The 25420-nt window shown below is 59.8% G+C and carries 20 protein-coding genes; 4 read left to right on the top strand and 16 right to left on the bottom strand.

Going from position 1 to position 25420, the window contains the following annotated elements; all coding sequences use genetic code 11:
• Window positions 1-4: 4 nt before the first annotated feature.
• Both AADH44_RS08220 and AADH44_RS08225 read right to left on the bottom strand, forming a co-directional pair.
• Window positions 5-805, bottom strand: coding sequence for an NERD domain-containing protein (locus AADH44_RS08220; protein WP_341952264.1), 801 nt, complete (start codon window positions 803-805; stop codon window positions 5-7).
• Between the two features lie 221 nt (window positions 806-1026).
• The gene (locus AADH44_RS08225) at window positions 1027-3276 is read right to left on the bottom strand and encodes a UvrD-helicase domain-containing protein (RefSeq protein ID WP_341952266.1); all 2250 of its coding nucleotides are present in this window, start codon (window positions 3274-3276) and stop codon (window positions 1027-1029) included.
• Between the two features lie 234 nt (window positions 3277-3510).
• Here AADH44_RS08225 and AADH44_RS08230 point away from each other — a divergent pair, with 234 nt between their 5' ends.
• Window positions 3511-4587 (top strand): hypothetical protein, encoded by a 1077-nt coding sequence (locus AADH44_RS08230; RefSeq protein ID WP_341952267.1) that lies wholly within the window; start codon window positions 3511-3513, stop codon window positions 4585-4587.
• Between the two features lie 33 nt (window positions 4588-4620).
• Here AADH44_RS08230 and AADH44_RS08235 read toward each other — a convergent pair whose 3' ends face one another.
• Together AADH44_RS08235 and AADH44_RS08240 are read right to left on the bottom strand one after the other, a co-directional pair.
• Window positions 4621-5865 (bottom strand): PrsW family intramembrane metalloprotease, encoded by a 1245-nt coding sequence (locus tag AADH44_RS08235; RefSeq protein ID WP_341952268.1) that lies wholly within the window; start codon window positions 5863-5865, stop codon window positions 4621-4623.
• A 41-nt stretch (window positions 5866-5906) separates the two neighbouring features.
• A complete protein-coding gene (locus AADH44_RS08240) occupies window positions 5907-6734 on the bottom strand; it encodes a hypothetical protein (RefSeq protein WP_341952269.1) in 828 nt (275 codons plus the stop codon).
• Between the two features lie 126 nt (window positions 6735-6860).
• Between AADH44_RS08240 and AADH44_RS08245 the strand changes: the two genes are divergently transcribed.
• Together AADH44_RS08245 and AADH44_RS08250 are read left to right on the top strand one after the other, a co-directional pair.
• Window positions 6861-8336 carry an AlkA N-terminal domain-containing protein gene (locus AADH44_RS08245; RefSeq protein ID WP_341952270.1) on the top strand — a complete coding sequence of 492 codons (1476 nt, stop codon included), beginning with the start codon at window positions 6861-6863 and terminating at the stop codon, window positions 8334-8336.
• A 9-nt stretch (window positions 8337-8345) separates the two neighbouring features.
• Window positions 8346-8942, top strand: a complete 597-nt coding sequence (locus AADH44_RS08250; RefSeq protein ID WP_341952271.1) for a protoporphyrinogen oxidase — start codon at window positions 8346-8348, stop codon at window positions 8940-8942.
• 16 nt (window positions 8943-8958) lie between these two features.
• On the opposite strand, the gene AADH44_RS08255 is transcribed toward AADH44_RS08250, so the two are convergent.
• From AADH44_RS08255 to AADH44_RS08270, 4 genes are all read right to left on the bottom strand, one after another.
• Window positions 8959-10419, bottom strand: coding sequence for an aspartate ammonia-lyase (locus AADH44_RS08255; protein WP_341954967.1), 1461 nt, complete (start codon window positions 10417-10419; stop codon window positions 8959-8961).
• A 131-nt stretch (window positions 10420-10550) separates the two neighbouring features.
• Window positions 10551-12695, bottom strand: a complete 2145-nt coding sequence (locus AADH44_RS08260; RefSeq protein WP_341952273.1) for a DEAD/DEAH box helicase — start codon at window positions 12693-12695, stop codon at window positions 10551-10553.
• 193 nt (window positions 12696-12888) lie between these two features.
• Window positions 12889-13233 (bottom strand): DUF6804 family protein, encoded by a 345-nt coding sequence (locus tag AADH44_RS08265; RefSeq protein WP_341952274.1) that lies wholly within the window; start codon window positions 13231-13233, stop codon window positions 12889-12891.
• Between the two features lie 38 nt (window positions 13234-13271).
• Complete coding sequence (locus AADH44_RS08270) at window positions 13272-15164, bottom strand: DUF2207 domain-containing protein (RefSeq protein WP_341952275.1); 1893 nt, start codon at window positions 15162-15164, stop codon at window positions 13272-13274.
• A 71-nt stretch (window positions 15165-15235) separates the two neighbouring features.
• Between AADH44_RS08270 and AADH44_RS08275 the strand changes: the two genes are divergently transcribed.
• Entirely contained in the window at window positions 15236-16567 is a 1332-nt protein-coding gene (locus AADH44_RS08275) for a M20/M25/M40 family metallo-hydrolase (RefSeq protein WP_341952276.1), read from the top strand.
• Here the strand turns inward: AADH44_RS08275 and AADH44_RS08280 are convergent.
• From AADH44_RS08280 to AADH44_RS08315, 8 genes are all read right to left on the bottom strand, one after another.
• Window positions 16564-17508 (bottom strand): glycerophosphodiester phosphodiesterase family protein, encoded by a 945-nt coding sequence (locus AADH44_RS08280; protein ID WP_341952278.1) that lies wholly within the window; start codon window positions 17506-17508, stop codon window positions 16564-16566. The two genes, AADH44_RS08275 and AADH44_RS08280, sit on opposite strands and share 4 nt — an antisense overlap.
• A gap of 76 nt (window positions 17509-17584) precedes the next feature.
• Entirely contained in the window at window positions 17585-18499 is a 915-nt protein-coding gene (locus AADH44_RS08285; protein ID WP_341952280.1) for a ribokinase, read from the bottom strand.
• Window positions 18500-18539: 40 nt separating this feature from the next.
• The gene (locus AADH44_RS08290) at window positions 18540-20012 is read right to left on the bottom strand and encodes an SDR family oxidoreductase (RefSeq protein WP_341952282.1); all 1473 of its coding nucleotides are present in this window, start codon (window positions 20010-20012) and stop codon (window positions 18540-18542) included.
• Between the two features lie 67 nt (window positions 20013-20079).
• Window positions 20080-20898, bottom strand: coding sequence for a CAP domain-containing protein (locus AADH44_RS08295; RefSeq protein ID WP_341952284.1), 819 nt, complete (start codon window positions 20896-20898; stop codon window positions 20080-20082).
• Between the two features lie 58 nt (window positions 20899-20956).
• A complete protein-coding gene (locus AADH44_RS08300) occupies window positions 20957-21814 on the bottom strand; it encodes an aldehyde dehydrogenase family protein (RefSeq protein ID WP_341952285.1) in 858 nt (285 codons plus the stop codon).
• Window positions 21811-23322, bottom strand: coding sequence for an aldehyde dehydrogenase family protein (locus tag AADH44_RS08305; protein ID WP_341952287.1), 1512 nt, complete (start codon window positions 23320-23322; stop codon window positions 21811-21813). Before AADH44_RS08305 ends, AADH44_RS08300 begins: the two co-directional genes overlap by 4 nt.
• Window positions 23323-23330: 8 nt before the next feature.
• Complete coding sequence (deoC, locus tag AADH44_RS08310; RefSeq protein WP_341952288.1) at window positions 23331-24344, bottom strand: deoxyribose-phosphate aldolase; 1014 nt, start codon at window positions 24342-24344, stop codon at window positions 23331-23333.
• Window positions 24341-25285, bottom strand: coding sequence for a sugar-binding transcriptional regulator (locus AADH44_RS08315; RefSeq protein WP_341952289.1), 945 nt, complete (start codon window positions 25283-25285; stop codon window positions 24341-24343). The genes deoC and AADH44_RS08315 overlap by 4 nt, the downstream gene beginning before the upstream one ends.
• Window positions 25286-25420 lie beyond the last annotated feature (135 nt).

Consider the following 25420-nt stretch of genomic DNA (forward strand, 5'->3'; position numbering starts at 1 on the left):
AAAATTAGGACGAACCCATAACAACAGACGTCAAGATCGACACCAAAACCCACACCGAGAGAAAAGTGGCAATCAACGCAGCGACAACCCACAGGAACCGCCGCACTGTCGCAGAACGCACCTCGTGATGGATGCGCACGAAAGCCCGCGTCAGATGTCGCGCCTTGTAGGCGGCCGGCTGGGGATGCGGCCACGTGCCATTCGCCTCGGCCGCGCCAGAGATCTCTGCGACATCCACCCCAGAGAGCACTGCTGGAGCAGAAAGTAGCCATTGCTCAAGCTGCATCGACGTGAGCACGTGAACGTCGACGGGGGCCTGCACCGTGGTGACCTTGGTTGGCTCGACCACAACAAGCACCGCGGTGACGGGTACGGGAACGCCAAGAGCGCCACTCAAGGCAGTCGAGACGAGAGAGGCTGCCTCTCGCGCATCACGGAGGCCGCCGGTGAAGTTCTTGGCGACGATTAGCTCATCACTATTGATTGCGACCTCATCACCCTGGCAATTGACAACCACAAACGCGAAAACTCCAGCGCGCCCAACAGCAAAGTGATCAAGCGCGGAGGCACCGAGCGGTACGCCGTGGAGCACATCCCAACTGTGGCCGAGGTGATCAAGGATCGACCCAACGAGGAGTTCACCGACTGCGCCACGGTAGTGAGCTTTTCCGTCATCGGTGAGCGGTGACACACCAAAAATTCGCGCCAGTCGTCCTCGCGGCGCACGATGCGATTGCGCTTCGATCACGGCGGCCATCGCTGACTGTCCAGCAATTCGGCCGCGAAGATCATTACTCTGCGACACGCAGATCCTCCCGCTCTCACATGCACCAAAATGCATGCAGACATACGTTGGGCCGGAGGCTCCCCCGCCTCCGGCCCGACTCGTGGCGAAGAATCGCTCCCGAGTGAAGGTCCCTCCCCCGAGGAACAACTTCTAGATCTATAGTGCCTAACCTGAGAATTTCATGAAACCCCCACTTTTGGGCCTACCCGAGTGGGGGGGGTGAACTCTCTGAAGGACTCTTATTTCGGTTCGGGAATACCTTCTGGCAGTCCCTCCGAAGCGAGGATGCTGAGTCGCTGTGTTGGACGTGTCATCGCAACATAGAGTGCGGCCGCTCCGCGCGCGATCTCATCAACGATGCGCTGTGGCTCAACCACAATCACCGAGTCAAACTCCAGACCCTTCGATTCGCGCGGTGTGAGCACCGCGATCGGTCTATCAAGACCAGCAGCCCCTTCTCCTACGTCATGAGGAAGCTCGCGCTTGAGCGCATCCACAATGTCGGCCGTCAACGACTCGCTAACGATGACCGCGATCGTACCGTCAGTTGAGATGGCACGATCAGCGAGCACCGCCTCGACAACACTCGACTCACGGTTCTCTGCGGATACGGTGGTGACGGAAACCGGCCACGGGCTCTCACGCACCGCGCGCGATGGTGTGATTGACACCCGGTGCGCCAGCGCCACCGCCTCAGCTACGGCAACAATCTGCGACGGTGTGCGGTAATTCACGGTGAGTTCTTCTAACCGCCACGCACTCCCGACGTGTGCCGCGAGCGCAGTATCCCACCGAGTGGCCGCCGCGGCAGCACTCGCTTGCGCGACATCGCCGACAATCGTGAACGACTTCAGCGGGTTACGGCGCGCGAGGAGTCGCCACTGCATGGGGGAAAGCTCTTGTGCCTCATCCACGACGATGTGTCCGTACGCCCACGAGCGATCAGCGGCGGCAATGTCAGCTGTTGTGGCTCGCTCTGCTGTCACGTCAAATCCGTCGGCAAGAGTTTCGGCATCGATCATCCCCTCAACGCCCATGTTCTGGATGGCAGCGGCCGCGTTTTCGAGGTCTCGCTTGCGTTGCTGAGAACGTTCATGCTCGGCAGCGGTATGTGCGACATCCACTTCGCCCAGCCACTCTGCTGCTTCATCGAGCAACGCTACGTCACTGATCGTGAATGCTGCATCGCGTTCGCGCAGCAGCAGTTGCCTCTCCTCGGGCGTCCAGCGCGGCGTGAGACTGCGCAGCCACGTCGGCCGAGCGTAGAGGTCATTGAGGAGCTTCTGCGGCGAGAGTGGCATCCACGCGGTGTTGAGCGCGACCTTGACATCGTGCGCGGTGCGAAGATCTTCCCGCAACCATTTCTGATCAGAATCATCGATCGTATTGCCGTGCGACCGGAGCTGATCGGCAAGCATACGGCTCAGAGCAGAAATAGCCGCCTTGTTGAAGGTAACCCTCGCAAGATTGTGTGGCTTGTGAGAATCCCACGCTTTCTGCATTGCCCCGCGAATCAGTCCGGCCGGAACATCAAGAATCTCTCCATTGATCTCCACGCGCTGGGTTTCGGTAGGCACCACCTGGCGAGAACGCACCGCTCGACGGATGAGAGCGGCCATTTCTAGAGAACCCTTCAGGCTCGCGACGGCATCGACATCTTCGCGCCGAGCATCCACTCCAGGGAACAACTGCCCAAGACTCGCCAACACCACACCGGTCTCCCCCAGCGAGGGCAAAACAGCTTCGATGTAACGCAAGAACGACCGTGACGGCCCGACAATCAGCACACCGGATGTCGAGAGCCGTTCACGGTGCGAATACAGCAGGTAGGCAGCACGATGCAGCGCAACCGCCGTCTTGCCAGTACCCGGACCACCCTGAACTACGAGGGCGCCACTGAGCTCGGATCGAATAATAGCGTCTTGCTCGGCCTGAATGGTCGCCACAATGTCGCCCATGCGACCCGTGCGCTCAGCGGTGAGGCTCGCCATGAGGGCCGCTTCACCCTGGAGCGATGCCACATCACTTTCAAGGATTTCAGAATCAAAGATCTCATCGTCGATGCGCACAATGTCACGCCCGCTGCTTTGCAAGTGGCGCCTGGCGCGTGCACCGAGCGGGGTTGCCGCGGTTGCTTGATAGAACGCTCGCGCTTGCGGAACCCGCCAGTCGAGCAAAAGTGGCAGTTGGTCATCATCCCGGAGACCAATCCGCCCGATGTAGCGCAGCACTCGCTCGCTGCCGTCGTCATCCGGTTCCAGTTCGAGCCGCCCAAATGCGAGTCGCTCATCAATTTCACGCAATTGACCGACACGGTCTTCATAAATTCGGGCGAATGCGTCGCGCTCGGAACGGTTCTGATGCGTTCCTCCAGGCGCGCTCCTGCGCACTGCCTCAAGCTGCTGTTGCGCCGCATCTCGAAGCGAATCGAGTCGGCGATAAAGTCCGTGGACGTAGTCCCGTTCTCGTGCAAGCTCACTCGATGACATCCGGGATCCTCTCCAAATTGCGACCTTCAATGTTACGCCGTTTTTGACTATTGATTCACCGATTTGCTCTTGCGCTTAGCGAAACTCAGTGGCACTCTAAATAAACCAACTCATCGCTCACCAGAGTCGCAGGCAGTGCCGCACCGGTGAGCGATGAGTCTTGATACGGGCCAGCCACCCAATACAAGCGGTGGCTACGCAATGTAAGTGGTGGCGACGCAATACGATGGGCGCATGCTTCGCTCTATCGACTACTCCGGGCTGATCTATCCTGTTGCCCCTCATGATGTCTCCGAGTTCAGAGCCACTCGGCGTGATCACTTCGGTTACTCCCAGCTGAGGCTCACGGCCAAAGTAGTGATTGTCGTGATCGTCGTGACAATCTTCGCAATGGTCGCCGGTGGGCCTCTCCTAGCAGTGTTCGGCAGCGCTCTCCGCTCCGCGTTCATGGACGGCGCTGTTCTCGCGGCGCTTCCCATTCTCCTTTTTGCACTCGCCTTCGTCGCAATAGCCGGTGGAGCGGTCGTTGCCGGAGTGCGTGCCTGGCGCCGCAACGGCGGACCCTGGCAGCGGTTCTACCGGATGAACAAATTTGCTGACGACAACGATCTCAGCTTCGTGCCTCTCGATACGACGATTAGCTATCCAGGCCTCATCTTCAACGAGGGCGGAAACCGCTCGATCAGAAACCGCTTTCGCAGCAGAGCGGGCCGTACTCTCGACTACGGCAACTACAGCTACACCACCGGCTCGGGCAAGAATCGTCAAACCCACAACTGGGGTTTTATGGCACTAGAGCTCGACCGCGCGCTCCCCCACATGGTGCTGGATGCACGCTCAAACAACCAACTATTTGGTGTCAGTAACCTTCCCAAGTCGTTCGCTCGGGATCAAGTGTTGAAGCTCGAGGGTGATTTCAACTCGCATTTCACTCTGTATTCCCCTCGGCAGTATGAACGTGATGCACTCTACGTTTTCACCCCAGACCTCATGGCACTTCTCATTGATCACGCCGCGGTCTACGACGTAGAGGTCGTCGACACCTGGCTACTTGTCTACTCACCTAAAGAATTCGACCTGGTAGACCCTGCCCAGCACCGCAGACTGCTCGGCATCGCCGACACCGTCGGTGCGAAGACTCTCCGCCAGTCCCGAAACTACGCAGACGAACGCATTGGTGATTTCAGCGTCAACCTTGTTGCACCACAGGGGCAGCGGCTCAAGAGCGGAGCCTCAATCGCCGCCGTGGCCATGATCGGAATCGTGCTCACATTCTGGGCCGTTCCGTTCCTGTTCCGCCTGTTCTCATAGCCGCTGGCTTGCAGTAACAAGTTCGTGCGGGACCTACTGGGGCGGATGGTGCGAGCCCGTGAGTGCGTGGCGCGCCTCAACAACGGCGCCCAATAGCACCGCCTCGTCGGTAGTCGCGCTGATTCGGTCTCGACCCGTAATGATGCGCTGGCGAGCGAACGCGAGACGAGTCGCATCCTGAATGTAGGTCTTCATTTCGGCGCGCTTGTTGTGTTGATTCGCCCAGGTGAGGGCCTGCCGACGACCGCGCCCGGTAGCAAGCACGGCGACCTCATCACGGTTGAACCAGCCAACGCTTGCGTATTCCGTGAGCCGATCGAATGTCAGTCTTTCTTCTTGCTTGCGCAAATAGAGGACGATCACGATGGCCACCACAAAGAGCGGGAATTGAACGATCGCGTAGTAGCCGAAGAAGTCATTGACGAAGAACAGCGCACCATTCCACAGCGCATGCAGTCCGATCGCGAGGGCAAAGCCCACCGCAAAGATTCCGACACCGCCGGCAGAGCGCGAGGATCGTGCCGCGAACCCTAGCGCGATGCCGGTGCAGGCAGTAAACATCACGTGGGCAAACGGTGACATGAGTCCGCGGACGAGGAACATCTGAAAGATTCCGGAGCCACTACCGTCGAGGGTCACAAGTTCCGTTCCGAAATACAAAATGTTCTCAGTAAACGCGAACCCTCCGGCGATCCAGGCGGCATAGACCAATCCATCAATCGGGCCATCGAAATGGCGGCGAGCAACCCAGAAGATCACGAGAATGCCGAGCGCCTTGCCTGCCTCTTCAACAATCGGGGCCTGGATAGCCGCGGCGAAGAAGTCGTAGGCCGGTCCAGGGCCGCCAAGAGCCGCGATAACGTTGTCAATTTCAGCGCCAACGATGAGCGCAAGAAGAACAGCAACGCCGGCTCCCCAGAGGAACGCGAAGACCACGGCCAAGCGTGGTTCGGGCTCCCACCGGTCAATCCAGCGCACCGTAAGGAAGACAACCGCGAGAGGCACGACGGCTAATACGCCGCCGAGTGCAAAGGCATCAGTGCCGATTCCTGAAATCACATAGACAACAACGAAGAGCAAGACAAACGAAAGCGCGATAACTCCCAAGATTCCGAGCACAAGAAGGCCGGCTCCGTGACGTCGCGGCGGACCAATCGGCAACAGATTGTGCTGAGCTTCGCTGGCGATTTCCTTGGGAGCCGCTGCTAGCTGCTGGGCGGCCCTACCTGCGGATGCCGTGAAATCTGGAATCGCAGATGGTGAATCGCGCGCGGTCATGTCAACGACCCTAGCGTGCGCGCGACACCTCGGCCGCAGGGCTATTGCGACTCTTGCTGCTCCCTGAGGATGCTCAACGCACGAGCCACACGATCACCGAGGCCCGCTACCCGCTTCTTCGAGGACTTTTCCGCTTCGACGATGAGACCGATCAGCTCGCGACGATAGACGTCCTGCGTTGAGCGAACAGCAGTGCGAAGGGCCAATGACGCGCGGGCCGCGACGATTCCCCCAGAAATACTGATGGCGACAGTAAATAGCGCGACAACGAGCACCCACGGTCGCGAAGTGTCGGTGACTAGGTCAACGACTGCCGCAATGGCTACGGCGATCGAAATAGCGGGAGCGATCAATCGTTGTGGCGTTCGCACGACCAGTTGCAGTGCTGAAGGAATCGTTGTGGCATCCGATGGCTTACGATCTTTCGACGCGGCATCGATTGCGCTTACGCGAGCGTGGAACTCGTCGACCTGGTCTTGATGAAGGCGCACACCAGCCAGCTCGATCAGTTCATCACGGACGAGCCGATAGCTGTCGGCTGGCGGGCGCACAACGACAACGGTGATGGTTGACGCTATCGCGACGATGATGACTACCGTACTGAGAGTGATCAGCACTGCTGCGGGAATCTGGGTGGGGTTGGCAAAAAACATCCTTGTGCCCCAATCCACACCCACCGCGGTGATGACAAGCGCTAGGCCCGCAACGGGGACTACCCAGGCGACGGGATGCGCACGCACGCGGGTGCGTACACCGCGCGCTAGCCGGAGGTGATCGAAGCGCGCTGTCGCATAGTCGGCAACTTGCGTTGAGAACGCGACGAGCCAGAGTGCAGCGAGGAAGGTGAGTACTGTCCACGAAGATTCCACGGTGCGACTGTAGTCGCTCCTGGCGCGTTCCGTGAGATTGCGCTAGCAGTACTCGGTCAGAAAACCCGGCGAAGTGATGTCTGATTTCCGCTGGTCAGGCCTGGTCGAAAGTGGCACCCTTGAGTCATGTCCACCATCACGCTGAGCTTCGATGAGCAATACCGGGCGCTGTGCTCGCGCGACGCCCGCTTCGACGGGCAGTTCATCGCCGGCGTTCACTCCACCGGGATTTACTGCCGACCCAGCTGCCCTGCCGTCCCACCCAAACCACGCAACGTGCGGTTCTATCGCACTGCGGCAGCCGCGCACGAAGCGGGACTTCGCGCCTGCAAACGGTGCCAGCCCGACGCTGTGCCCGGCTCCCCCGACTGGAACCTCAACGACGATCTTGCGTCCCGAGCGATGCGCCTCATCGGAGATGGAATCGTCGAACGCGAAGGAGTGTCGGGGCTTTCCTCACGACTTGGATACACCAGCCGTCACCTCACCAGGGTGCTCTCGGCAGAACTCGGCGCCGGCCCCCTCGCCCTTGCCCGAGCTCACCGGGCCCAAGCAGCGCGCACCCTGTTGAGTGCAACGGACTTGACAATCTCAGACGTCGCTTTTGCTGCCGGTTTCTCAAGCATCCGACAGTTCAATGACACCATCCAAGCCGTGTACGAAACCACGCCAACTCAACTACGCACCCTCGCTCGACGGAGCACATCAGTGCATCCGCAGCGCGCGCAAGAACAACCATCAACGCTGACCCTGCGACTGCCCACTCGCACACCTTTCGATGGTGCTGGACTCATGACGTTCTTCGCTAACCATGCTGTCGACGGCATCGAGACAGCGACCGAGAACAGCCTTGAGCGAGCCCTGCGCCTGCCGGGAGGAGTCGCGGCCGTGCGAATGCAACTGCTCGACCAAGGCATCGTCTGCACAGCACAACTCGCAACAATTTCGGATGTCGCACCGCTCGTTTCTCGAGTGCGCCGCCTCTTCGACCTCGACGCCGATTCGCACGCAATCGATCGGGCTCTGAGCTCCGACCCAGCGTTGGCTACGCCCATCGCGCGGACACCGGGAATCAGGCTGCCGGGAAGCGTTGATACCGAGGAGACCCTGTTCCGCACCCTAATTGGACAACAAATTTCGGTGGCGGCCGCACGCACTGTCCACGCCCGAGTTGCGCGGGAACTCGGCAGCGACGGACTGTTTCCTACCTCCACACAATTGGCAGAGTCAGGGGCTGACGTTCTCCGTGGGCCTCGCACTCGTGTCGCCAGCATTATTGCGGTCGCCGAGGCACTCGCATCGGGCGATCTCACCCTCGATATCTCAACTCCGGTCGACGAATTCACCGCCAAGTTGATCGCTATGCCGGGAATTGGCCCGTGGACAGCCGGCTACATGGCGATGCGCGTGCTGGGCAATCCCGACATCATGCTCAGCAGCGACCTTGTTGTCCGCCAGGGTGCAGCCGAGTTACGCCTTCCCTCTACCGCATCAGCACTCACCCAGTATTCCAACCGGTGGGCGCCGTGGCGCAGCTATGCCTGCATGCACTTGTGGCGTTCGCGGCCCGCGCAGGTAGAGCGAAAGACCACCTCACCGTAGGCTGGACTCATGAACGTCAGACTCTTCACACTCGGACTCGGAATAGCCATCGGATACGTCATTGGCGCGCGCGCGGGCCGCGAACGCTATGACCAGATGAAGGGAAAGGCTACGGAGCTCTGGGAGAGCCCTCGTGTGACCAAAGCGCGCATAAGCGTCGAAGACTATGCACGAACTCAGGGCCCGATTCTGCTCGATAGGGCTGAGGCCGTGGCAAAGGCAACGCCAGGATTCGTCACTAGCACCGCCAAGGATGTTGCCGAGACGGCGCGCGAGGTTGCCGAATCAGCCAGAAGTAGTGCTAAAGAATTCGCGCAGACAGCCAAAGTGTCTGCCAAGGATCTCGCAGAAAACGCTAAGGGCTCGGCGAAAGACCTCGCAGACCGGGCATCCACATCGGCGCGGGATGTTGTTGGTCGCGTGACGCACACGGCGAGCGACGTGCGCGACAACGCCACCAAGTCCGCTGCTGAACTACGCGAGCGTGGCGAAAACGCGATCGATCGTGCGTTTACTACTGCAGGCAAAGCACGCGACGAAGCTCTCGCGCCTCTGGATGACGAAGATGACGGGCCAGCGCCCGACGTCATCGCCTCACAGAAGTAACCCTCGGGGCCGCGCGCTACTTTTCCTCGGTCAACCAGGGAAGAGTAATCGCCGCAGTCATAGGCGAAACTCCGCTGAGTCGTTCCGGGGTAAGAACACGAGCGACGTCTTCTTCCTTCATAAGCCCAGTAGACACGACGAGCTGCGCGATGGACGCGTTTGTCGTGAGTGCGGTATGTGCAAGCGTGGCCGCCGCGGCGTAGCCAATGTATGGCGTGAGCGCGGTGACGACGCCGACACTCGACTCAACCTGAGCCGCGAGTCGTGCCTCGTTCGCCGTGATACCAACGATGCAGTTTTCGCGCAGCGTTCGGCAGGCGTTTGTCATCCACTCCAACGACTGAAGGAGCGAGTGCGCGATAACCGGCTCGAAGGCATTGAGCTGCAACTGGCCGCCTTCCGCAGCAGCAGTCACCGTGGCATCCGCACCGATCACGCTGAAGGCAACCTGGTTGACGACCTCGGGGATGACCGGATTCACCTTGCCCGGCATGATTGACGATCCTGCCTGCTTGGCGGGGAGGTTGATCTCGCCGAATCCTGCCTGCGGCCCACTCGAGAGCAAGCGGAGGTCGTTGCAAATCTTGGAAAGCTTGACAGCGGAACGCTTAAGCACGCCGCTCAGCGTCATGAAAACTCCCACGTCGCTGGTGGCTTCAATAAGGTCGAATGCGGTTTGCATTTCGATGCCGGTGGCATCCGTGAGGTGGCGACGAACCGCCTCTGCATAGCGAGAATCAGCGGTGATACCCGTGCCGATTGCGGTCGCGCCCATGTTGATCTCACTCATGAAGGGAAGAACCGCAGTCAGTCTGGCGTGATCCTCTTCGAGCGTGTGCGAGAAGCCGGAGAACTCTTGGCCTAAGGTCATCGGAACGGCATCCTGCATTTGTGTGCGCCCGATTTTGAGAATACTGACGAATTCGCGTCCCTTGACTGCGAAAGAATCCGACAGTAGTTGGTGTTCGGCGAGCAGACGGTGAACGCCAAAGACCATCGCGAGCTTGATCGCAGTCGGGTAGACATCGTTGGTGCTCTGGCTCCGGTTGACGTCGTCAATGGGATGAAGAAACGAGTACTCGCCCTTCTCATGTCCCAAAATCTCGAGGGCCCGATTCGCGATAACTTCGTTCGCGTTCATGTTGGTCGACGTGCCTGCGCCACCCTGAATAACGCCGACGCAGAACTCTGCGTGCAAAGCGCCATCGAGGATCTCTTGGCACGCGGCATCGATCGCGTGCGCTTTCTTGGATTCGATTACCCCCAGCTCGGCGTTCGCGCGAGCGGCAGCCTGCTTGATATGAGCCAGTGCGAGAACTAAATCGGGGTAGACGGAGATCGCCCGCCGCGTAATCGGAAAGTTCTGCATCGCACGAAGCGTGTGCACTCCCCAATAGGCGTCTGCGGGAATCTCAAGGGAGCCGAGCGAGTCTGATTCGATGCGGGTAGCGGTGTTGTGCGAAGAGGCGTTGCTCAACTGTTGGTTCTCATCTCCGTTGACGGTTGGCACGACGAAATCTGCGTGTCACTCACGCCCTCAGTCTACGCTTCACGACACTGGGGTGCCGACGGTGATCAGTGGTCAGAAAACCAGTTCTTAACGGAGCGCTAATTCTTGATCGCGTCGCGCAGCAGAGCGGAGAGCGCCTGCAACTGTACGTTCGCCTCAGCGACTACTGCTTCGTCCGAACCGTCGAGTGCTCGTGCCGCGAGACCGGCCTTGCTGTCGATGAGTTCGGCGATACGCGCGTCAATGGTGTGCGCGGCGATGATGCGCCATGCGGTGACAGGAAGCTCTTGACCGATGCGGTGCACGCGGTCGATCGCTTGAGTCTGTTCCGCGTTCGTCCAGCTCAGTTCTGCCAGAACCACGTTGGATGCTGCCTGCAGGTTTAATCCGACGCCTGCTGCGGTGAGCGACGCGACTACTACCGCGACCTCGGGGTCATCAGCAAACGAGTCGATCGCGTGCTGACGCGCTTTGGAGCTCTGGTCTCCGCGAATGGAAACAGATTTGAGGCCAACCTTGGCGAAGTGGGCTTCGGCGGTGTCCATTACGTCAATGTGCTTGGCAAAGAAGACGACCTTGCCCACGGACCGAGCCAGTTGCGCGGTGTAATCGGCGGCGAGCATTGCTTTTGCTTGACCGATGCGGCGCACCATGGTGAAGACGTTCTCTCCCGTGGTTGCGCTCTTGGACTCTTCGAGCTCGGCATGTGCGACCACACGAATGAGGTCTTCAACGGCCACATCTGGTTTGAGGTTGCGCACACGAGTAAACCGATCAACCAGTCGTGCGGTGAGGGCTTGCTCCGCGGCTCGAATAGAGCGGCCAAGATCATCGTCAAGCTCGACCGGGATATCGGCGATGCGACGAGCAGGAATGTCTGCTGCGACATCCACCTTTTTGCGGCGCACGATGCCCATGTCGATAACTGCGCGTCTGGCTTCAGAGAAGAAGCCAGGGTCGGCGGGAGTCAGGTCGAACTCTTCGAGCTTTGCCATGAGTGGCGCGAGTGGCTTGGTGCCGTCGATCCAGCCGAGGAACTGCCAAATTGCGCGGAAGTCTTCAATCGAGTTGATGAGCGGGGTTCCGGTGAGCGCCATCATGAGCGCTTTGGGATACGTCGCGCGAATGCTGCGCGACAGGCTCAGCACGTGCTTTGATCGTTCAGATTTCAGGTTTTTAATGAAGTGGGCTTCGTCAACGACCATGCCCTTGAACCCGAAGCGGCCGAGCCACCCGACATGGCGGTCGAGCACTTCATAGTTGACGATGACGACGTCGCTGAATGCATCAACAGTGTCGCCGTCGCCATGAACGACCGTCGCGCTGCGACCGGGTGTCCACAGTTCCACTTCGCGCTCCCAGTTGGTCTTGACAACGTTAGGAACTACGACAAGCAGTGGGTAGGAGTTTGAGGCTTCCGCCGCCATCAACGCCTGAGCAGTCTTGCCAAGCCCGGGCTCGTCGGCCAACAGGAAGGTGCGGTGACCCTGTTTAACAACTTCGATAAATCGCGCCTGGTGGCGCATGAGGTCAAGGCTTCCGCGTGTGCGCAGCGATGCCGCTTCTGGCAGATCCATGGTGGCCGCGCCGCCACCAGAGCCGTGCTCGAACGCACGAAATAGCGGGTCAATGAGTTCCCAATTAGCAAGACGATTCCCGTGCTCGGGCTTAGCGGCCGCGGCGGTGAAATCGGGCGCCAAGAATGGGTTTGCCATCTGCATCTGACGAACAGACGCTGGCACGACCTGCTTGTCGACTTGCTTGTCGACAGGCTTTGGTTCGGCCGAAATGATCAGCTCTTCTGGGCTCAGCTTGACGCCGGCGGCCAGCAGAAGATCGCGGCGCAGCGCTTTCGCTGCGGGAGTGATCGGGGCTGCTTCTCCCAGCATCGACAGCAAACTGGTGTCGCGGGCAGCGGTCTTTGCGAGGATGCCCGCGAGACCATCGAGTCGCTTCTGTTCGTTGGCTCGTTCAGAGTCCGACAGCGTTGGGTCAATCTTTACTCTGGCGCGCTCTTCACGCAGCAAGAGTGCGGCAACCTGAAAGCGGGCACGGTTGGTCGGCTTGAGCGGGCCCTTCTGCACGGCTGTTTCTACCTCGCGAGCGGCGCGAGCGAGTACCGGGATTACCCCTGTGTCGTCACCGGGTCGCGCGCGTCGACGTTGAGCGCCCGCTTGTCGCTGGCCCGAATTTTTGGGTCGCTTGTTGCGCTGCGAGGGATCGGTCTGTGACGAGTTGGTCAATTATTCTCCTGGCGCTAGGCAAAGGGCTCAGTCACATGGATCGAAGGCTCGTAGACGTTGCCACGAATGGAACCTCAACTGAGTGACAACATCCACTTGAGTGAGCCAGACCCAACTGCGGTGCGATTGGTGGTCTCAAGGGATGCGTCCCTAGTCTACGCAGAAATGTGCGATAGTGCGCTACTTGAGCGAACTAACCTCGACTTGCGGAATCCGTGACCCGGACCATGACACCGATAGCAATGAATATGAGCGCTGCGGTGTAGTGCAATCCCGCGAACAATTGGGTATCAGCGATCTCAATCGGAAACACCGGATTCCAGAGAATCGCGATCGGAACCAAGCCGATCGCCCACCACCATTGGCGCGCCTGAACAACGAGCACTACACAGATAAGCGCCAGAATGCTCACGACGTAGCGAACCACGGTGAAAATCTCGGTTTCGATGATTGCTGCGCCAACGAGAAGCACGAGTACAGCGATTATGGCCGCCGGCAGAACAACTCGGCGAGGTCGATCAGGATACGTTGCACTCACTAGACCCAATATACCGGTCGCCGCGATGCGAACGAGCGCTAGACGCCGCCTCCACCGCCACCGCCACCGCCACCGCCGGAAGAACCGCCTCCGCCCGAACCCCCGCTCGAGCTGCTGGACGCGCTGCCCGTGTATGAGCTCGCAATGGTGCCAGAAAAACTCGAAATGCTGGACGCAAAGATCGCAGCGTTAAAGGCGCCAGAACCCGTGTACCAGTCGGGTGAGCGCTCGGTGTAGTACCGACCCAGTTCCTGAGACCATTCTTTCTCCAGCCCAAACAGAACGGCGTAGGGCAAGAGCTTCTCGTAGATTTTGAGCACGTCACGATCACCTGTGGATTCGTTTCGTTCGCGCAGCGCCCCCTCGGGGCTCTGCAACATCCTCAGTCGGTCAGCTTCGGCCAGCCGGATGTACAGCTCAAGCCCCTCAAGGTGATCACGGGCTTCGGCGCCGCGGGCGGTCACCGGCGTACGGAACAGCAACACAAGGGTTGCGACTCCTGAGGCGATTGCGAATCCGATCAGCACAAACGGGACAGCGGATCCATAAGCACCGTCGATCAGAATAATCCCCAAGAGAATTGATACGGCGACACCAATCGCCGAAACAACGATAGGCAGATAGCTGCTTGCCGATACTTTGCGCCGGAACCCCGCAGCAACGAGCCCTGAGTTTTCGCGTTCGACAATCTTGTACAGCCTCCGGCTAAGCTTCTGGTTGGGCTTGGCCAGATCGCGCACTGATCCGTGCTGGAGTGATTTACCAAACAGTGCGCGCAGGATCTCAAGTTCCGCTCCGCTGACGCCCGTCGGGTCGACTAGCTCGAGACGATAGTCGGTGTGCGAGGAGAAGACTCCGCGTGACTCTGACTCGAGAATTCGCAGCTTCCTGTTCACCGCAAAGTCGAGAATCTGCGCAGCAATCGCCTTATTGCGCTTGCCAAGAAGAAGGGCAGCAGTCACTATCGGAATGTCGCGGGGAGCGGCATATTCCGCGATGATTGTTGGTCGCCCCGCGGCATCGGCAAGTTTTGTTCGCCGTGTGCGGAACGCCCACACTAGCGCCGCCAGCGCCCCGAGCGCACCCACAATCTGCAGATAGCCGGAACCGGATGCGAAATAGGAGCTATCGCGAGCAGTAAATGTTCCGGGCTCGAAGCCGAAGACAACAGTGACATTCTGACCCGAACCCAGAGAGCTTTGCGTCGCAACGAACTGATTCGAATCAACAGAGCCTATCTCGCAGACTTCTTGGGACCCCTCGTAGCCCCAATAACAGCGCGGTTCTGCAGTGAGTGCATCCGCAAGCCCCTCCCCCAGGTGAATAGTCGCGGTCACCGTTCCAAAGGGCTGAGCCCACCCGGTGCCGTTCGTGTCCCAGTACCATTCGTCGGCATCGGTATTCGAAAAGTACCGCGTGACGTCTGACTGCTCATAGCTGAAAACGTAGGTCTGAGCCCCACTAACAAACGAGTCCGAGGCACTGGTGACGAGAGTGAAGCCGCCATCGTTCTCGACCTCGAAAGGACGTGGTTCTCCAGTCTCATCGGTCACTGAGATGTTCGACACCTCTACGGGTGCACTCTGGTAATAGTCAGGTATTGCGCGTCGCATCCCTCGGTTTTGATCGGCAGGGAACACCGCAACAAATGTTTCGACCGTGCGGAGCGTTGACCGGCCTGCACTGTCGCGATCGAGGAAGAAGTCAGCGTCGTAGCGGTCGAACTCGAAGTCATCAACTCCGGTCTGCACGATGCCGAGCGAGGAATGTGGGTGCGCACCCGCTGCAGTCGCCGTCGAAGATGCGGGTACCGTGTCGGCTGCTGCCGCGGTCGGCATCGCAATCGCCACAATTCCCAGAACAATTGCGCCAATGAGAATGCCACGGTGTCGCGCGTCTCGCGTGCTGCGAGTCGGCCACAGTTGTGCCACAGTATTCCTTCCCAAGAATCTCGGCCCCCGAGCGGGGGAAATCCATGCTCCGCTCTCGATAGAGTCGACGTATGAAGAGTGCCTTGGCTATCGAACACCTGCAAGAGCTCGTGCGAATCCCCACAGTTTCACGAGAAGCCGTCGATACTACCGAGTGGAACGAGTTCACCCGCTTCGCCTTGGCGCTCCGCAAACTCTATCCGTTGTGCCACAGCCGGCTCGAGCGTGAAACAGTTCTTGACTACTCGTTGGTGTTCCGTTGGCGCGGCCGGGCATCCACCGAACCCTCTGTGCTGCTGGCGCACTATGACGTTGTGGCGGCACCCTCCGAGGGGTGGAAACGCCCGCCCTTTGCTGCCGAGCTAAGCGGAAAAGGTGAAGAACAGCTCATTTGGGGCCGGGGAACCCTCGACAACAAAGGCTCCGTTGTCGCCATCTTTGAAGCGGTTGAATCCCAGTTGGAAGCCGGGCTTGTGCCCGCTCAGGACATTTATTTGTGTTTCGGACACGACGAAGAAACTCACGGCACCGGCGCGTCCGCGATCGTCGATTTACTCGAACAGCGGGGAGTGAAACCTGTCCTCGTGCTTGATGAGGGTGGCGCAATCGTTGACGACGTCTTTGATCAGGTAGAGGCGCCCATGGCCGTTGTTGGCGTCGCCGAAAAAGGTACAGCGTCGCTGCGTCTCATCGTCGATCAGTCGGGCGGCCACGCATCAACACCGCCTCGGATGACTGCTTCGGTCCGACTCGCGCGGGCGATTATTAGACTCAACTCGAGCCCATTCCCCGCACACCTGACCCCGACGGGCTCCGATCTGCTGCGAATTTTGGGCCATCACGTAAAGGGATTCACGGGGTTCCTGCTGCGGAATGTGTCCTGGACTCGCCCCATACTTGTGCCTATCTTGGTACGCAAAAGCGATGAGCTTGCGGCAATGCTTCGCACGACGCAGGCGGTGACGATGCTCGAAGGCGGTCACGCCGTGAACGCACTGCCCGAACGGGTGAGCGCAATCATCAATGTTCGAATCGCCGTGAACTCCACTCTCGAAGCCACTCTCAAGCATGTGACCCACGCCATTAACGACAAGCGAGTCAGAATTATTGTGGAATCCCCCGGCGAACCCTCACCGATCTCGCCCACCACCGGTCTTTCGTGGGAACTACTGCGTTCGACCATCGAAAAGAGCTTCCCAGGAACAATTGTGACCCCGTACGTACAAAACGGCGCTACAGACAGTCGCCATTTCACTCGCATCAGTCGCGGCGTATACCGTTTCACGCCGTTCGCGATGGCGCGTGAAGTACGAGACACACTTCATGCTCGAAACGAACGGATGCTCGTCAGTAGCTACCTCGACGGCATCGATTTTTACCGAGCGCTCATCGCCTCGCTCTAGCCTGTCGCGCGGACCCTGCTCGCGAAGGGACGGTTATCGGTTCCGGTGAACTCCTGTGCAATCCACTGCCCTAATTCGGCGGGGCGATCAGTGACAATTCCATCGACTCCCAGCGAAACGGCATCCGACCACGTTTCAGAGTCGTTGAGCGTGTAGATGAGGATGCCGAGACCGGCATCATGCACTAGCTGAACGAGCTCTGGGTTGTGCGTGATTGCTTTCTTGCTTGTCACAAGTGCTACCGCCCCTGCAGCGGCTGCGAGCGCACTGGGATCGCCAATAATGTCTCGCACAATGAGCATTCCCGGCAGCTCTGGACTCACCCGCTGCAGTGATTGGAGGGTCATGATGTCGAAGCTGGCGATGATGACGTGATCGGTGACACCGTGACGCGCAATCAGGTCGGCAATGAGCGTGACCTGTGAGTCGGTCCAGGAACCTTTGAGCTCGAGGATTGCGTTCTTTGTTGACCACCGCAACAGGTTGAGAAACTCTTCGAGTGTCGGAACGCGGGCACCAACGAATTCCTCCCCGAACCATGAGCCCGCATCGAGTGTGGCGAGTTCTTCGTAGCTGTAGTTCCAGACCGGTCCTGACCCGTTGGTCGTGCGGTCAACCGTCCAGTCGTGCATGAGCACAGGAACACCGTCTGCGGTGAGCTGCACATCAGTTTCTACGTAGTCCGCGGCGCTATTGAGGGCATTCCCGAGAGCTTCGAGGGTGTTTTCTGGGGCACCCATTTTGTCGCCACGATGACCTGCAACGAAGGCGGCTTCGCCGGGCGACCGGAGCGATGAGAATGTTCCGGCGGCGTGAACGCGGCTGACATTGGCATTGAGCACGAGCGCGAGCGTGAGTGCAGTGACGATTGCCGCTGCGAGGGCAGCCCTGCGTGCGCGATGGTCTCGATACGTCGGTACTGGGTTCCGCGATGTCGCCATTGACTCGCCATCCTTTGTCGGGTTGCCGCACGTTCACGGTGCCCCCACTATAGCGAGCCTGTTATCAATCCGTTACCTAGAGTGCAGATTCTTTTGCGCGTGTCTCGATAGCGTCCCGCAGCGGGATCGACGGCACCGCGCCGTGGCTCTCTACCGAAATGGATGCCGCGGCGACCGCGAAACGCAGAGCGTCGTCTTCCCGCATCCCCTCAACCACACCTGCAGCAAATGCGCCACAAAAGGTGTCACCGGCCCCCGTGGCGTCGACCGCAGTTACCCGATGCGCAGGCACCACGACCTCATCGGCTCCGACGCGGTGCAACGACGCACCCTGAGACCCCAAGGTCACAATCACCATCGGGACAAGCGCAAGCAGTCTCTGGCCCAAACCGTCGAGCTCGGGAGCTAGACCATTGTCGCGGGCAAGCTCCGCGGCTTCATGCTCGTTGACAATCAGCACGTCAAGGGTGTCGAGCAACGCCTGCGGCAACTCGTCGATAGGAGCAGCGTTGAGGATCACCCGAGTGCCAACCGCCTGGGCTATGCGCGCTGCCTCCACAACCGTGTCGAGCGGGATCTCCAATTGCATCACTAGGGCAGAGGCAGCACTGATTACTGCGGCATCCGCGCTCGTGAGAGCTGTTAAATCGCTATTGGCACCCGGCTCAACGATGATCGTGTTCTCACCCGTGCCATCGACAGCGATCAGGGCCGTGCCGGTGGGCTTGGCTGAGGTGCGCAGTTGACTCACCCCAATGGAATCTTTGCTCAGTCCAGCCCGCACCATCTCACCAAAGGAATCAGTCCCCACGGCGCCAATGAACGTGGTCTCGGCGCCAGCGCGAGCAGCCGCCACAGCTTGATTCTGGCCCTTGCCGCCCAGAGCCGTGCTCAGTCCGTGCGAAAGTACGGTCTCTCCCGGGGAAGGGATGCGCTCCACACGGAAGACCTGATCAATGTTTGCACTGCCGACAACGACGATTCCTGACATTAGTCAAAAGTATCGTAATCTGACCGTTCGCGGAGCACTGTCAGTCTGCTTCGCTCGTTTCCGCCGTCGCGACGATCCGGTTGACCATACCGCTGAAAATTACGCCGTGGAACGGAAGAATGGCCAGCCAATAGAGTCGACCACCCAAACCACTGGGGAAAAACACTGCGCGCTGTCGATACAACGAACCGCCATCGCCGGCAGCCTTAACAGTCAACTCCAACCAGGCTCTACCCGGCAGTTTCATCTCCGCCCGCAAACGAAGAGAGTGTCCCCGCTCGATGCTTTCTACCCGCCAAAAGTCAAGCGCGTCACCGGTGTTGAGGGTGCTCGGATGCCGCCGGCCACGTCGCAGACCAACCCCACCAACAAGTTTGTCAGCCCAGCCACGCAGGGCCCACGCCAGCGGGAACGAATACCATCCGTTGTCGCCACCAATCCCCTCCACAACCGACCACAGTGCCTCCGGGGATGCAGGAGTATGCTGTTCACGCAGGTCGGTATAGACAGTATGGCCGGTCCACTCCGGGTCGCTCGGGATCGGGTCACTTGGGGCACCCGCTACGGTGGCATCCTGCCAACTCGTCTCCACTTCGCCGTCACGCTCCTTGACGAGCGCCAGCCGCACAGAGGCGCGATAGCCCGTGAGGCCGCCCTCCGGCACCGGGATGAAATCAGAAACGGAATCGTCGCGCACAACGCAGTCAAACTGCAGCGACTCAATGATGGGCACCGCGAGGAGCCGTGGGATGGGAGTCACCAGGTTAACCCACTGCGAAGCGAGCCAGGGGGTCAGCACAGGCAGAGACGCGATGGGGCGCTGGTGGAGACCAGCCTCGACGGCATAACCGTTCATCATCTGACCGTAGCGCAGCACATCCGGTCCACCGATATCGAAACTGCGATTCAGGTCCTTGTCTAGCTCAAGCGCCGAAACCAAGTAGTACAAGACGTCGCGAACGGCGATCGGCTGAATAAAGTTGCGCACCCATTTCGGCGCGGGCATATAAGGCAACACCTCGGTGAGATGGCGGATCATCTCAAATGAGGCCGAGCCTGAGCCGATTACTACGCCAGCATTGAAGGCGATCGTTGGCACCCCAGAGTTCAGCAGGATGCGACCGACTTCAGCGCGACTGCGCAAGTGACGGCTGAGCTCCGTGATGTCGCCCTCGGGATGGAGGCCACCCAGGTAGACGATGCGGGACACCCCGGCGCCCTTGGCCGCTTCGGCAACATTGGTTGCCGAGAGCAGTTCGGTCTTCTCAAAGTCGCCTTTAGCGCCCATAGCGTGGACGAGGTAGTACACCGCATCGATATCGGCAACCGCGTCGATGAGCGTCGCCGCGTCCGTGAGATCACCAACGACAGTTTCGACATCGTCGCGCCACGGAACGTCGCGGAGTTTGCGAGGGTTACGCACGAGCACACGCACAGTATGCCCAGCATCGATTAGCCGAGGTACGAGTCGACCACCCAGATATCCGGTTGCTCCGGTTACAAGAACGCGCATGTCAGAACCCTAAGCATCGCAACTGGGAAGCAGCGCACAGCGGCAACGAATTCTGCCGAAACAGTAGTTACTGTCGAGTTCGCCGACGCCAGAACACGAACCGACCGACACCACCCAGCAGCACTATTCCACCGAACACAGCCCAAACCGCCCCGGCTTGTTCGGGTTTGCTGCCATACACACTCGACTGCAACTCGGTGGGTGACATTGTCGATGGAAGCTGTGAGCCTGCGCCCTCTGCCCTGCCAGCGGATGCGCTGGGCATGGGTGAGTTCGTCGCGGCCGGGATGCCCGCCTTCGATGGTTCTGCCTTAGGTGCCGGCGCGGGAGGTGGGGCTGGAGCAGCGGCTGGAGCGGGAGCCGGGGCAGGAGCCGCTGCAGGCGGCGGAGCGGGTGCCGGGGCGGGAGCCGCTGGCCCCGAGCTTCCGGCATACCTGGCAAAAACCTGCACGCCCCACGTTGTTCCACCACTTTCGAAGAACGCGATGCCAACGTCGGTAAACGACCCAAGAATGTTTGCCCGGTGACCAGACGATGACATCCAGCCATCGTGCATTGCCTGGGCTGTGGGGTAACCCTGCGCAACATTCTCGCCCGCTTGGTTCCAGCCACCCGGTATTTGACTCGAGTAACTGGGGTTGTGCGACATTGTATTGTTTGCGGCCATCTGTTGGGCCCAATTGAGCGCGACAGCATCCATCGCAGAGTTGCGGGTGAGCCCAGGCAGACCGTTGTCCCACCGGGCCTGGTTCACCAAGTTATGAATTGTGTCGGCTGGGGCCGCACTGACCGGAGTAGCGACAGCAACAGGCAGCACGACGACAGCAATCAGTAGCGCGAAGAGCGCGCTACTGATGCGCGGGATGGTGCGGCGTGAAAAGAACATTATCAAGCAAGTATCCGCAGATTTTCGCGTTGAGCAAACTCCACGCCGCACCTTTCGCTTAAATCAGAGACTTGGTGTGCCACACCGTCTTGGTCTCGGTCCATTGAACGATGCGTTCAATGGACGGTGCGGGAACACCGCCAACGGGACCAGAAACGCGCTTGAGGGTGTCTGCCGCGGAGATCTGCAGGTCGACCCATTCGAGCTGTTCAGCCCCGGCGAGGTCAAGGCCGTTGACGTCAGCGTGGCTCGCAAGCCAGGGCACGATCTCGGCCGGCGAACCGGTGAGGATGTTGACGACACCACCGGGAACGTCGCTCGTGGCGAGAACCTCCGAGAGGCTGATCGCGCTGAGCGGTGCACCCTGGTGAGCAACAACTACAACAGTGTTACCGCTGACGAGCGCCGGAGCGATGACGCTCACGAGGCCCAGCAGCGATGATGACTCCTGAGGCGCAACGATCGCGATGACACCGCTCGGCTCCGGCGTCGAGAGGTTGAAGTACGGGCCAGAGACTGGGTTGCCATTTCCAGCGACCTGCACATATTTGTCTGCCCAGCCCGCGTACCAGACCCAGGCATCAATGGCGGTGTCGAGTTGCGCTGTCGCCGCCGCCTTCGAGAGCGACTCGGTAGCCATGAGCTCATCGATGAACTGCTCACGACGGCCCTCCAGCAGTTCGGCGATGCGGTACAGCACCTGGCCGCGGTTGTAGCCGGTGGCGCCCGACCAACCACCGAAGGCTGCCCGTGCCGCGACAACGGCATCCCGAGCATCCTTGCGGCTCGCTAGAGCAGCGTTTGCGAGGAAGGCGCCCTTCGTGGTTGCCACCTCATACGTGCGGCCGCTCTCGCTGCGCGGGAACTTGCCACCGATGTAGAGCTTGTAGGTCTTAGAAACCGTGAGACGGGTCATTTCTTGCCACCTTTCGTGACGGCGGGTGCGGCCCAGCCAGCGGATTCCAAGTAAGCGGCCAGTCCGTGACGGCCACCCTCGCGGCCGTAGCCACTCTCCTTGTAGCCACCGAACGGCGACGCAGGATCGAAACGGTTGAAAGTGTTGGCCCAGATCACGCCGGCACGCAGCTTGTCAGCCACGGCGAGAATGCGCGAGCCCTTGTCGCTCCAGATGCCCGCTGAGAGCCCGTAGGGTGTGTTGTTGGCCTTGGCGATGGCTTCTGCCGGAGTGCGGAAGGTCAGCACACTCAGCACGGGGCCAAAGACCTCTTCGCGAGCAATACGGCTCGAGGTCGACACGTTCGTGAAGATCGTTGGTGCGAACCAGAATCCGGTCTCGGGCATGTCACATTTAGCGGTCCAGCGCTCGGCACCCTCGGCCTCGCCGATATTACTGAGTTCATGGATGCGATCGAGCTGAGCCTTAGAGTTGATCGCCCCAATGTCGGTGTTCTTGTCGAGCGGGTCACCCATTCGCAGGGTGGAGAGCCGCGCCTTGAGCCGGTCGACGACCTCGTCGTGAATGTTTTCCTGCACCAAAAGACGCGAACCGGCACAGCAGACGTGACCCTGATTGAAGAAAATGCCGTCGACGATTCCCTCAATGGCCTGATCGATAGGTGCATCGTCAAAGACGATATTCGCAGCCTTTCCACCGAGTTCCAGCGTGACTTTCTTGCCTGTTCCGGCAACCGACTTAGCGATCGCACGGCCAACTCCGGTCGAACCGGTGAAGGCAACCTTGTTGACGTCGGGGTGGTTCACGAGCGCCTGCCCTGTGTCGCCTGCGCCAGTGATGATGTTGACGACGCCCTTGGGCAGGTCAGCCTGCTGCAAGATTTCGGCAAAAATCATCGCGCTCAACGGAGTGGTCTCGGCCGGCTTGATCACAACAGTGTTGCCCGCCGCGAGCGCCGGAGCGATCTTCCATGCCAGCATGAGGAGCGGGAAATTCCACGGGATCACCTGAGCGGCAACGCCCAGCGACCGCGGATTCGGACCAAGGCCGGCGTAGTCGAGTTTGTCGGCCCATCCGGCGTAGTAGAAGAACCACGCAGCAACGAGAGGGATGTCGACGTCGCGGCTTTCCTTGATCGGCTTGCCATTGTCGAGGCTCTCTGCCACGGCAAGCTCGCGAGCGCGCTCTTGGACGAGGCGCGCAATGCGGAACAGGTACTTGCCGCGATCTGCACCGGAAAGCTTTGACCAGGTGCGGTCGTATGCCCGGCGTGCGGCAACCACTGCGGTATCCACGTCGGCGCTATTCGCATTAGAGATTGAGGCGATCTTCTTCTCGGTTGCCGGTGAAATCGTGGTGAACGCATCTCCACGCCCGTCAACAAATTCGCCATCGATGAAGAGGCCGTAGTGCTTCTTTAGGTGAAGAATCGAGGTTGATTCGGGAGCGGGCGCGTAGTCGAGAAAACTCGGTGCCTTCACGCTCAGGGCAGTGTCTTTTTCAGTCATGGGGTGCCTTAATCGATCGTGACGTAGTCGGGGCCGGAGTAGTGGCCGGTGGTGAGCTTCTGACGCTGCATGAGAACGTCATTGAGGAGACTGGATGCCCCGAAACGGAACAGGTGCGGCTGCAGCCACTCCTCACCAACTGTTTCGGCAACAGTCACCAGATACTTGATCGCATCCTTCGAGCTGCGAATGCCGCCGGCTGGCTTCACGCCGATCTTCTCGCCGGTGAGTAGGTGCCAGTCGCGCACAACCTCAAGCATCAACAGGGTTACCGGCAGGGTGGCTGCCGGTGACACCTTTCCGGTGGAGGTCTTGATGAAGTCTCCCCCGGCCAGAATTGCCAACCACGATGCTTTGCGCACGTTGTCGTAGGTGTTCAGTTCGCCGGTCTCAAGAATCACCTTGAGGTGGGTGTAGGTGCCGTTTTCGCGGCGGCACGCCTCTTTCACCGCGACGATTTGGTCGAAGACGACACCATACCGGCCGGAAAGGAATGCGCCACGGTCGATGACCATGTCGATTTCGTCAGCGCCGTTGGCGACGGCCTCTTTCGTGTCGGCAATCTTGATGGGCAGTGACGCGCGCCCGCTCGGGAACGCCGTCGCCACAGCGGCAATGTTGATTCCGTTGTCTGAACCGTTCGACCAGGCTGATCCCAACGCATCTGCCGTGTACGGAACCATGTCACCGTAAACGCAGACAGCAGCAACCTGTGGGGTGCTGGCATCCGAGGGGTCGGGCAGCATGGCCTTGGCCGCCAGCGAACGTACCTTGCCAGGAGTGTCAGCGCCTTCAAGGGTGGTGAGGTCAATGAGCCTGATGATGGTGTCGAGAGCCCATGCCTTTGAGGTGGTCTTGATCGAGCGTGTGCCCAACCCTGCGGCACGCTGCTCAAGCCCGACCGCGTCGACGCCCGAGAGGCCCTCAAGGTGAAGCTTGAGAGATTTCTCGGTGAGATCTGCTCCGATGAGATTGACCGCGCGCTCAGCAGGAGCGAGCGCGATGGCCGATTCGATTGTCATGTGGTTTCCTCCAGAAGTGCGTGTGCTGTGGCCTCATCGGTAACGATGACGGAACACAACCCACTCGTAACGACGGCGCGCGCGACGTCATGCTTAGCGTCGCCTGCGACGACAAAAATTGCGTGCCCTGCTGCACGAAGCTCGTCAAGACCGAGCCCGACGGTACGTTCATCCAGAGCAGAATCGACAATCGCGCCATTGCGATCGATATAGCGCCCGACAACATCGCCCACCGCGCCCTTGGCCACAAGAGCGTCAACATCACCCTCGGTCAAATAGCCGCTATCGACGTGAACCGAACTCGCCCCGGCAACACCAGCGCTATACAAATAGGCGGATGCCGAAGCGCCGAGGGCACGAACGCTAGCAACCGTGCGGTCACGCTCAATCGCGCGCTTCGTTTCGACCTGCTCAAGAATTGCGGGGATCGGCAGTAGCGTTGCCTGACCGTGCCCCTTCTGGGCAATCGTTACCGCAGTCTGTGCTGCGGTGCCCTGCTTGCTATTGAGACTCACCCCACCATTGATCTGCACAACCTGCACCCCAACGGTCCAGCCGGGTGCGAGCAGGCGTGCAACCTCATCGAGCGTGCGGCCCCAGCTCACACCGAGAGTGCGAGGAACGGGTCGGACTGCGGCGAGGTAGTCGGCAGCAGCTTGGGCGACGCGAGGGTTGATCTCTTCGCTCTCGGTGGGAAGCGGAACGACGACTGCATCTTTGAGACCGAAACGGTCTCGGAGCTGACGTTCGACATCTAATCGCCTGGCGCGAGGGTGCACGATCTCGATTCGCACAATTCCGACTTCGCGGGCGCGCGTGAGGAGTCGACCCACTTTCCACCGGGTGATACCGAGGAGCGCGCCGACTTCATCTTGAGTCTTGTTCTCTTCGTAGTACAGCTCGGCAACGCGCACGGCCAAGAGTTCGGTTGATTCGTCCACTGCTGCCTCCTACCTCAACGATAGAGCTACCGCACTCGCTGCACAACATATGCAGCAGCATCTGCTCAGATGAGCAGACGCGCACGACTAGTGACGCGCACTTGCGCAGCCAACACCCTCAACCTGAAAATCACA

The sequence above is a fragment of the Salinibacterium sp. TMP30 genome, from assembly GCF_038397785.1.
GTDB lineage: Bacteria > Actinomycetota > Actinomycetes > Actinomycetales > Microbacteriaceae > Rhodoglobus.

What these genes read in the sequence shown, in the direction of transcription:
- AADH44_RS08230 (WP_341952267.1), top strand. Translation starts at nt 3,511, where the DNA reads ATGCTTCGCTCTATCGACTACTCCGGGCTGATCTATCCTGTTGCCCCT.
- AADH44_RS08280 (WP_341952278.1), bottom strand. Translation starts at nt 17,508, where the DNA reads ATGGCGACATCGCGGAACCCAGTACCGACGTATCGAGACCATCGCGCA.
- AADH44_RS08300 (WP_341952285.1), bottom strand. Translation starts at nt 21,814, where the DNA reads ATGACCCGTCTCACGGTTTCTAAGACCTACAAGCTCTACATCGGTGGC.
- AADH44_RS08295 (WP_341952284.1), bottom strand. Translation starts at nt 20,898, where the DNA reads ATGTTCTTTTCACGCCGCACCATCCCGCGCATCAGTAGCGCGCTCTTC.
- AADH44_RS08245 (WP_341952270.1), top strand. Translation starts at nt 6,861, where the DNA reads ATGTCCACCATCACGCTGAGCTTCGATGAGCAATACCGGGCGCTGTGC.
- deoC (WP_341952288.1), bottom strand. Translation starts at nt 24,344, where the DNA reads ATGACAATCGAATCGGCCATCGCGCTCGCTCCTGCTGAGCGCGCGGTC.
- AADH44_RS08290 (WP_341952282.1), bottom strand. Translation starts at nt 20,012, where the DNA reads ATGCGCGTTCTTGTAACCGGAGCAACCGGATATCTGGGTGGTCGACTC.
- AADH44_RS08275 (WP_341952276.1), top strand. Translation starts at nt 15,236, where the DNA reads ATGAAGAGTGCCTTGGCTATCGAACACCTGCAAGAGCTCGTGCGAATC.
- AADH44_RS08285 (WP_341952280.1), bottom strand. Translation starts at nt 18,499, where the DNA reads ATGTCAGGAATCGTCGTTGTCGGCAGTGCAAACATTGATCAGGTCTTC.
- AADH44_RS08250 (WP_341952271.1), top strand. Translation starts at nt 8,346, where the DNA reads ATGAACGTCAGACTCTTCACACTCGGACTCGGAATAGCCATCGGATAC.
- AADH44_RS08225 (WP_341952266.1), bottom strand. Translation starts at nt 3,276, where the DNA reads ATGTCATCGAGTGAGCTTGCACGAGAACGGGACTACGTCCACGGACTT.
- AADH44_RS08235 (WP_341952268.1), bottom strand. Translation starts at nt 5,865, where the DNA reads ATGACCGCGCGCGATTCACCATCTGCGATTCCAGATTTCACGGCATCC.
- AADH44_RS08305 (WP_341952287.1), bottom strand. Translation starts at nt 23,322, where the DNA reads ATGACTGAAAAAGACACTGCCCTGAGCGTGAAGGCACCGAGTTTTCTC.